Source organism: Gordonia cholesterolivorans (assembly GCF_039531975.1).
In the GTDB taxonomy this organism is placed as follows: Bacteria; Actinomycetota; Actinomycetes; order Mycobacteriales; family Mycobacteriaceae; genus Gordonia; species Gordonia sihwensis.
Map to the genome: position 1 here is coordinate 1 of NZ_BAAARB010000088.1, position 509 is coordinate 509.

General features: G+C 57.8%; 1 protein-coding gene. It reads left to right on the top strand.

The genetic code is table 11. The features are described 5' to 3' along the window. The first annotated feature begins 70 nt into the window (after positions 1-70). Positions 71-364 (top strand): transposase, encoded by a 294-nt coding sequence (locus tag ABFX36_RS19005; protein WP_006898371.1) that lies wholly within the window; start codon positions 71-73, stop codon positions 362-364. The last annotated feature ends 145 nt before the right edge of the window (positions 365-509 follow it).

The window sequence follows — 509 nt, forward strand, 5'->3', positions numbered from 1 at the left end:
TGGACCGTTCCCGCTCTGGTGGACACCCGGAGATGAGCGGTGAGTTCCCCCAAGATAGAGGGAGCGGATTATGGGATCTACTCGTCGGAGCTTCACTGCCGAGTACAAGGCCAACGCGGTAAGTTTGGTCATCGATGATGGCCGTGCGATCGCCGAAGTTGCACGCAGTATCGGCGTTCACGAGATGACGTTGGGGAAATGGGTGAAGAAGACTCGAGACGAGGGAAACGGTGAGTCTGACCGCCCGTTGAATGAGGACGAGCGGGCGGAACTCGAGCGCCTTCGCGAAGAAGTGAAGCACGCCCGGATGGAGGTGGAGTTCGCAAAAAAAGTAGCGACCTGGTTCGCGAAAGACCCGCGGTGAAATTCGCGGCTATCGCGGACTGGGCTGAATCCGATTCATATACGGTCACGTTCATGTGTGCTCAACTCGGCGTATCGACTTCTGGCTACTACAAGTGGCGCGGCAAGTCGCGCTCAGCTCGAGACCTCCGAGACGACGAGTTAAC